The sequence below is a fragment of the Cupriavidus sp. DL-D2 genome (assembly GCF_039710735.1).
Lineage (GTDB): Bacteria > Pseudomonadota > Gammaproteobacteria > Burkholderiales > Burkholderiaceae > Cupriavidus.
The window spans coordinates 37,043-44,611 of sequence record NZ_JBDKXK010000022.1 but is presented as its reverse complement, the minus strand read 5'-3'; the positions used below and the strand labels follow the sequence as shown (position 1 = coordinate 44,611).

Here is a 7,569-nt window from a genome sequence, read left to right as displayed (position 1 = left end):
CCGACCTGCTTGACACGGTTGCTCTCCCGCTCGCGGGAGAGGGGAGCAAAACCGAGCGGGAGGCGAAAGCCTACCCCACCACCGGAAACACCACCCTCACCCGCAGCCCCGGCGCCGCATCCTCCAGCGCCACCCGAGCCCCATGCGACTGCGCCACCTCGGCCACGATCGCCAGACCTAGTCCGCTGCCCCCAGTCGGCGCATCGGGTACGCGATAAAACCGATCGAACACCCTCGCTCGTTCAGCAGCCGGAATCCCTGGGCCGTTGTCCGTGACCGTCAGTTCGATCCCTTCAGCGGTATGGGCCACCTGCACATCCACGCGCCCGCCCCTCGGGATGTAGTGCAGCGCGTTGTCGACGAGATTGGTCAGCAGGATGCGTAGCGCGTCCGCATCGCCGCGGATCGTGACCGGCCCCTGCGCGCCACTCTCTTCCAGCCCGAGGTCGATATCGCGATCGATGGCAGCCTGCGACATGTGCGCCACCACCTCGCCCGCCAGCGTGCGCAAATTCACCGGTTCATGCGGCGGCGGTGCAGCGCCGGGTTCCTGCCGCGCCAGCGTCAGCAACTGCGCCACAAGGTGGGTCAATCGCTCCAATCCCTGTTTGAGATGGCCCACGGCCGCCTGCCGTGCCTCGGCGCTGTCCGCGCGCTCCACCAGTTGGGCCTGAAGCTGCAGCGCGGTCAGCGGGGTCCGCAGCGCGTGGGCGGCGTCGGCCACGAAGGCGCGCTGCGTGTCGATGGCGTGCGCCAGCCGCGCCAGCAACTGGTTCAGCGCGGCGGAAAGCGGCGCGATTTCATCGGGCATGTCGCGCACGGCCAGCGGTGCCAGTGTATTGGCATCGCGCGCGCATACTTCCGTGGCAATCTCGCGCAGGGGCCGCAAACCGCGCCCCACGGCCAGCCAGATCAGCCACGCCAGCAGCGGCAGCAACAGCAGCAGTGGCGCCACGGTGCGCAGCGCCATGTGCGCGGCCAGCGTCCGGCGTGCGCTCTGCGGCTGGGCGATCTGCACGACGGCAGGCCCCAGTTGCACGCTGTAGATGCGCCATTCGCCCGATTCGGTCCGCGCATCGGAGAAGCCCAGCTCCGCGCGCGCCGGCAGCACCGGTTGCGCGTGAGACAGGTAGAGGCTGCGTCCCGAGCCATCCCAGATATGGATGACCACGTCTTCATCGGCATGGAGCAGGTCGGCCGATGCGCCATCGCTGGCGCCGAACGGCGGCATCACCGGCACCGAGAACTGGCTCGGCAGCGCGGCGGCCACCTGCTTCATCTGGTAGTCGAACAGCGCGTTGGCTTCCTGCCGCGCCTGGCCGTAGATCAGTGCCGTGGCCACGGCGATGCCGGCAATCAGTCCGGCAGCCAGCCACCAGAGCAGGGTTCGTTGAATCGAGCGCATCAGTCCGCCGCCTGTTCCGGCGCCCCGCCGTCAAGTTGCGGCATCAGGTAGCCCACGCCACGGATATTGCGGATCACTGCGGCGCCAAACTTGCGGCGCAGCGCGTGGATATACACCTCGACGGTATTGCTGCCCACCTCGTCATCCCAGCCATACAGCCGCTCCTGCAACTGCGCCACGGACCACACCTTGCCAGGCCGCGCCATCAGGGCGGAGAGCAGCGCGTATTCCCGGGCGGATAACCGCACGGGCACGCCCGCCAGTGTCGCCTCGCGGGTCGAGGGACTCAGAACAATGTCGCCATAGCGCAGTTCCGGCTCCGCGCGGCCCTCGGCGCGTCGGGCCATCGCGTGCATGCGCGCCACCAGCTCCTGCAGGTCGAAGGGTTTGATCACGTAGTCATCGGCGCCGGCGTTGAGTCCGGCCACGCGGTCCGCCACGGCGTCGCGTGCAGTGACGATCAGCACGGGCGTACGCACGTTGCGTGCGCGCAGGGCCTTGAGCACGTCGAGCCCGGAGCGGCGCGGCAAACCCAGGTCAAGGAGCACGATGTCATAGCCACCATCGGCGCGCGGGCCGTGCTGGTCCGTGGCGGCATCGAGTCCTGCGTCGCCATCGCGCACCCAATCCACCGTAAAGCCCTCCTGGCGCAGCGCCACCTTCACGCTCTCGCCGATCATGGCGTCGTCTTCCACCAGCAATACACGCATGTTGATCTTCGATGTCTCAGGAGCGGGCGGCGTGGCGCATATCGCCTTCGAGCCGGTCGGCCAGCGCTCGCGCCAGCCCGGGCAGCGCGGGATAGTCGGCCGTGATCACGTACACGGGGACCTCGGCCAGATACTTGCCCATGCGGCCCTTGTCCGTGAAGCGGGCATTGAAGGGCGATGCGCGGAATGCATCGACGAAGCGCGGCACGATGCCCCCGCCGATATACACCCCGCCGCGCGCGCCCAGCACCAGCGCCACGTCGGCGGCCACCGAGCCCAGCAGGCCGCAAAACGCGTCGAAAGCGCGGCGGCACAAGGGATCGCCCTGCGTCAGTGCCCCCTCGGTGACCTGTGCCGGAGTCAGCGGTTCGGACAAAAGCGTACCCGTTTCTGCGGACAGGGCGGCGTGGATGTGGGAGAGGCCCATACCCGACAACAGGCGCTCGGCGGACACCCGGCCCAGTTGCGCATGGGCGGCACGCCAGGCAATCCATTCGTCGTCGGTATCGGGCATCACCTCGATATGGCCGCCCTCGCCTGCCAACGCCACCGCACCGCCGCCCGGTGCCGGGACAAGGCCCGACACACCCAGCCCGGTGCCGGGACCGATCAGCGCGCGAGGCGCTGTGGCAACGGGCGTGCCCTCGCGCACCTGCACCAGTCCCTCGGCAGGCAGCCATGGCAGCGCCAGCGCGAGCGACGTGAAATCGTTGATGGCCACCAGCGTGTGCAGCCCCAGCGCGTCGCGCATGTTTTCTATCGAAAACGCCCAGTTGTGGTTGGTCAGCTTGACGTGGTCACCGGTCACCGGGTTGGCCAGGCCGATGGCCGCGTGGCGCGGCTGGTTGTTTGCGGCCAGCGTCTCCAGATACCGGCGCATGGCGGCTTCGAGCGACGGGTAATCGGCCACCTTGTAGGCCGTGACCTCGCCGATCTGCATGTGCGCGGTCTCCAGCGCAAAACGCACGTTGGTGCCGCCGACATCGGCCAGCAGGCGCGGGTATCCGTGTGTCATGTGTTCTCGGTTCGGAAAATATCGACACCGCGCCGATGGCGCGCCAGCACCACGCTGACCGGCAGCGCGGGCGTGGGCGCGGCCAGCGCGCGTTCGAGCACGGCATTTTTCTTGTCGCCGGAGACGGCCAGGAAGGTACGCTCGGCGGCGAGCAGCGCGGCCAGGTTCAGCGTCACACGTGCATGGGGCGCGGTGCCGGGGTGCGCAACCATGTAGCCCGGCTGCGGTTCAGACAGCGCCGCCTGCAGCTCGGGCGATTCCGGGAACAGCGAGGCCGTGTGCCCGTCCTCACCCATGCCGAGCACCAACACATCGGGCTGGTGGAACGGGGCGTTGAGGCGCTGCAACGCGCGCTGCGGATCGGCCGCCTCGGCCTCGTCGAGGATCAACGGCGCCCAGCCCGCCACGCCCGCGCCTTCGCGCAGCAGATGGTTGCGCACCATCGCGCCATTGCTGTCCGCATGATCGGGAGGCACCGCACGCTCGTCTACCAGCGTCACGGTAACGGCATCCCAGCGGATCGGGCGATAGCGCAGCCGCTCGAACATCGGCAGCGGCGACTTGCCTCCCGACACCGCCAGCACCGCCCAGCCCTTGGCCTTGATCACGAGTTCCAACGCGTGGCCGATCGACATCGCCAGCGATTCGGCCTGGTCCATCACGGTGGCATGTTCGAACTGGCGCATGGAGGCTCCTGTGGGTGGGTTTGGGTGTTCAGCGACGCGTCAGACTTCCTCGTGCCACAGCGCGTTGTCGCGCGACATCAGCGCGGACGAAGCAGCCGGGCCCCAGGTGCCTGCTGTGTACGGCTTGGGCGGCACCGTGCTCTGTTCCCAGGTGTCGATGATCGGCTCCACCCAGCGCCACGCCTGCACCTGCTCGTCGCGACGCACGAACAAACCGAGCCGGCCGCGAATCACGTCCAGCAACAGGCGCTCATAGGCACCGGCGCGGCGCTTCTTGAACGAGGTGGCGAAGTCGAGATCGAGCGAAGTGGGTGTCAGTTCCAGCGTGTCGCCGGGCTGCTTGACCAGGAAGTACAGCTTGATACTTTCCTCGGGCTGCAACTGGATCACCAGCCGGTTCTGCGGCGACAAACCCAGCGGCTTGGGGAAGATCGCGTGCGGCACATCGCGGAAATGCACCACGATCTCCGCCACGCGCGATTGCATCCGCTTGCCCGTGCGCAGATAGAACGGCACGCCTTCCCAACGCCAGTTGGCGATCTCGGCCTTGACCGCGACAAACGTCTCGGTGCGGCTGTCCGGGGCGATGCCCTGTTCCTCGTTGTAGCCCACCACCGGCTTGCCGCCGATGGCGCCGGCGCGATACTGGCCGCGCACGGTCTTCTCGGCCACGTCCTGCGGCTGGATCGGCTTGAGCGCCTTGAGGATCTTGATCTTCTCGTCGCGGATGGCGTCTTCGCTGAGGCTCGCCGGCGGCTCCATCGCCACCATGCACAGCATCTGGAGCAGGTGGTTCTGCACCATGTCGCGCAGCGCGCCGGTCTGGTCGTAGAAGTCGCCGCGCTTCTCCACGCCCAGTTCCTCGGCGATGGTGATCTGCACGTCCTGCACCCACTCGCGGCGCCAGAGCGGCTCGAACAGCGCATTGCCGAAGCGGATCGCCATCAGGTTCTGGACTGATTCCTTGCCCAGGTAGTGGTCGATCCGGTAGATCTGGTCCTCGGCGAAGAACTGCGCCACGGCCGCGTTGATGGCCTCGGACGATTCCAGATCGTGCCCGAGCGGCTTTTCCAGCACCACGCGCACATTCGGCGTGTTCAGGCCGGTACGCGCCAGTTGTTCGCAGATCGGGACAAAGATGTGCGGGGCGGTGGCCAGGTAGCAAACCACCACTTCGGGCTTGCGGGCCAGCACCTTCTCGGCCAGCGCATCGAAATGGGCCGGCTGGCGGGCATCGGCCTGCACGTAGCAGATACGGTCGAGGAACGAAGCCCAGGCATCGGGCGGGGCATGTTCCAGGCCGGGCCGCACGGTGTCTTCCAGCGTGGCCTTGTACTGTTCGGTGGTCTGCTCGTGGCTTCCCGTGGCCAGGATGCGCGCCGAGGGATGCAGCACACCGCAGCGGTGCGCATCAAAAAGGGCCGGCAGCAGCTTGCGCCGCGCCAGGTCACCGGTGCCGCCAAACAGCACCATGTCGAAATCGGGCATGCTCACCCTGGGCTCCTTGCGGGGGTTTGCCCCCGGCACTATGAGTCTCGCCGGGCGGCGCTTTGGTTCCAGCCAAATGCTCCGGCCATGTTACGTCACTCGCCCGCGCTTGTGCGCGCGACGAGGCTGCCAGGCAGTATCGAGGGCCAGAGCGTACCCGTTTCTGCGTGCACTTTGGATTGTGTGACGGCGCGCATGAAAGTTGCGTGACGGTGGCGTCCGCCGTTTTCGGCTACGCTGAGAAGCGCCCCCACAGGAGATCCCCATGCCCCGACACCCCGTCCTTGAACGGGTCACGGCCCGCATCGTGGCCCGCAGTGCCCCGACCCGGCAGGCTTATCTCGACCGCACCCGCGCCATGGCTGGCCAGAAGGTCGAGCGCAGCAATCTCTCATGTACCAACCTGGCCCACGCCGTGGCCGCGATGCCCGACGACGCCAAGATCCGGCTCAAGGCGCAGGAGCGGCCCAACCTCGCCATCGTATCGGCCTACAACGACATGCTCTCTGCCCACCAGCCGCTGCAAACGTATCCGCAATGGCTCAAGGAAGCCGCGCTCGAAGCTGGCGGCACCGCGCAGTTCGCGGGCGGCACCCCGGCCATGTGCGATGGCGTGACGCAGGGCCAGGACGGTATGGACCTCTCACTGTTCTCGCGCGATGTGATTGCCATGGCCACTGCCGTGGCGCTGTCCCACCAGATGTTCGATGGCGTGCTGTACCTCGGCGTGTGCGACAAGATCGTGCCGGGGCTGGTGATGGGCGCGCTCTCGTTCGGCCATCTGCCTGCCGTGTTCGTGCCGGCCGGGCCCATGACCACGGGCATCGGCAACGAGGAAAAGGCGCACATCCGCCAGCTTTACGCGGAAGGCAAGATCGACCGGCACGGCTTGCTCGAAGCGGAAACCAAGTCGTATCACGGTCCCGGCACCTGCACGTTCTATGGCACGGCCAACTCCAACCAGATGCTGATGGAAATCATGGGCCTGCATCTGCCAGGCACCGCGTTCATCAATCCCGGCACGCCGCTGCGCGAGGCGCTGACGCGCGAATCGGCGCGGCAGGCGCTGAAACTCGTGCATGGTGGCGAGCGCTACATGCCGATTGGCGAGGTGCTCGATGAACGCGCGTTCGTCAACGGCATCGTCGGACTGGTGGCCACGGGCGGCTCCACCAACCATACGCTGCACCTGATCGCCATGGCGCGCGTGGCGGGCATCCAGCTGACCTGGGACGATTTCGACGAACTCTCCGCCGCCGTACCGCTGCTGGCGCGCGTGTATCCGAACGGCAAGGCCGACGTGAACCAGTTTCAAGCGGCGGGCGGGCTCTCCATCGTCATCCAGGGCCTGTTGGCAGAGGGGCTGCTTCACGACGACGTGAACACCATCGTCGGCCGTGGCCTGCGCGACTACACGCGCGAGCCCACGCTGCGCGACGGCAAGCTGGGTTGGACCGATGGCCCGACGCAGCCGCTGGACGACACCATCGTGCGTACTCCCGGCAATGCGTTTGCCCCCGATGGCGGCATCAAGGTGCTCGACGGCAACCTGGGCCGCTGCGTGATCAAGACCTCTGCGGTCAAGCCCGAGCATCAGGTGGTGGAAGCCCCTGCCATCGTGTTCCATCATCAGGACGACGTGCTGGCGGCATTCAAGCGCGGCGAACTCGAACGGGACTTTATCGCCGTGCTGCCGTGGCAGGGCCCGGCGTCATGCGGCATGCCCGAACTCCACAAGCTCACGCCGACGCTGACGCTGCTGCAGGATCGCGGCTTCCATGTGGCGCTGGTCACCGATGGACGCATGTCGGGTGCCTCGGGCAAGGTGCCGGCAGCCATCCATGTTTGCCCCGAGGCGCTGACGGGGGGTGCCATCGGGCGCGTTCGCACGGGAGATATCGTGCGCGTGGATGCCCCGGCTGGTGTGCTGACGGTGAAGGTGTCTGACGCCGAACTCTCTGCGCGCGACGCCGATAAACCTGACCTGACGCCGAACCGCCATGGCGTGGGGCGCGATCTGTTTGGGGGGTTCCGCAAGCATGTGGGAACGGCGGAAACGGGGGCTTGTTCGTTGTTTGGGGAGGAGGAATGACTAGCGCTCTCCCAACGTCTGTCTCCCCTCTCCCGCTTACGGGAGAGGGGTCGGGGGTGAGGGCTTAGCGGTTCAAAATTCCGCCATCGCGCGTTGAGACTCCGGGCCCTCACCCCCAGCCCCTCTCCCACTTCGCGGGAGAGGGGAGCAGGTCAGCGGCAGAGAAAGCGTAC

Annotated in this window: 6 protein-coding genes; 1 reads left to right on the top strand and 5 read right to left on the bottom strand. The window is 67.2% G+C overall.

What is annotated here, in order from left to right; all coding sequences use genetic code 11:
* Positions 1-70 precede the first annotated feature (70 nt).
* From ABDB81_RS14715 to zwf, 5 genes are read right to left on the bottom strand one after another with little or no spacing between them, the layout of a single operon-like run.
* Positions 71-1,405, bottom strand: coding sequence for an ATP-binding protein (locus tag ABDB81_RS14715; RefSeq protein WP_346811796.1), 1,335 nt, complete (start codon positions 1,403-1,405; stop codon positions 71-73).
* A complete protein-coding gene (locus ABDB81_RS14710) occupies positions 1,405-2,115 on the bottom strand; it encodes a response regulator transcription factor (RefSeq protein ID WP_137925881.1) in 711 nt (236 codons plus the stop codon). Before ABDB81_RS14710 ends, ABDB81_RS14715 begins: the two co-directional genes overlap by 1 nt.
* A gap of 16 nt (positions 2,116-2,131) precedes the next feature.
* Positions 2,132-3,130 carry a glucokinase gene (locus ABDB81_RS14705; RefSeq protein WP_346811794.1) on the bottom strand — a complete coding sequence of 333 codons (999 nt, stop codon included), beginning with the start codon at positions 3,128-3,130 and terminating at the stop codon, positions 2,132-2,134.
* Positions 3,127-3,816: a 6-phosphogluconolactonase gene (gene pgl, locus ABDB81_RS14700; RefSeq protein WP_346811792.1), complete on the bottom strand. Its 690-nt coding sequence runs from the start codon at positions 3,814-3,816 to the stop codon at positions 3,127-3,129. The genes ABDB81_RS14705 and pgl overlap by 4 nt, the downstream gene beginning before the upstream one ends.
* A gap of 39 nt (positions 3,817-3,855) precedes the next feature.
* Positions 3,856-5,304 carry a glucose-6-phosphate dehydrogenase gene (gene zwf, locus ABDB81_RS14695; protein ID WP_137925884.1) on the bottom strand — a complete coding sequence of 483 codons (1,449 nt, stop codon included), beginning with the start codon at positions 5,302-5,304 and terminating at the stop codon, positions 3,856-3,858.
* A gap of 265 nt (positions 5,305-5,569) precedes the next feature.
* Here zwf and edd point away from each other — a divergent pair, with 265 nt between their 5' ends.
* On the top strand, positions 5,570-7,396 hold the full coding sequence (gene edd, locus ABDB81_RS14690) for a phosphogluconate dehydratase (RefSeq protein ID WP_137925885.1): 1,827 nt from the start codon (positions 5,570-5,572) through the stop codon (positions 7,394-7,396).
* Positions 7,397-7,569 lie beyond the last annotated feature (173 nt).

What these genes read in the sequence shown, in the direction of transcription:
- ABDB81_RS14715 (WP_346811796.1), bottom strand. Translation starts at nt 1,405, where the DNA reads ATGCGCTCGATTCAACGAACCCTGCTCTGGTGGCTGGCTGCCGGACTG.
- edd (WP_137925885.1), top strand. Translation starts at nt 5,570, where the DNA reads ATGCCCCGACACCCCGTCCTTGAACGGGTCACGGCCCGCATCGTGGCC.
- ABDB81_RS14710 (WP_137925881.1), bottom strand. Translation starts at nt 2,115, where the DNA reads ATGCGTGTATTGCTGGTGGAAGACGACGCCATGATCGGCGAGAGCGTG.
- ABDB81_RS14705 (WP_346811794.1), bottom strand. Translation starts at nt 3,130, where the DNA reads ATGACACACGGATACCCGCGCCTGCTGGCCGATGTCGGCGGCACCAAC.
- zwf (WP_137925884.1), bottom strand. Translation starts at nt 5,304, where the DNA reads ATGCCCGATTTCGACATGGTGCTGTTTGGCGGCACCGGTGACCTGGCG.
- pgl (WP_346811792.1), bottom strand. Translation starts at nt 3,816, where the DNA reads ATGCGCCAGTTCGAACATGCCACCGTGATGGACCAGGCCGAATCGCTG.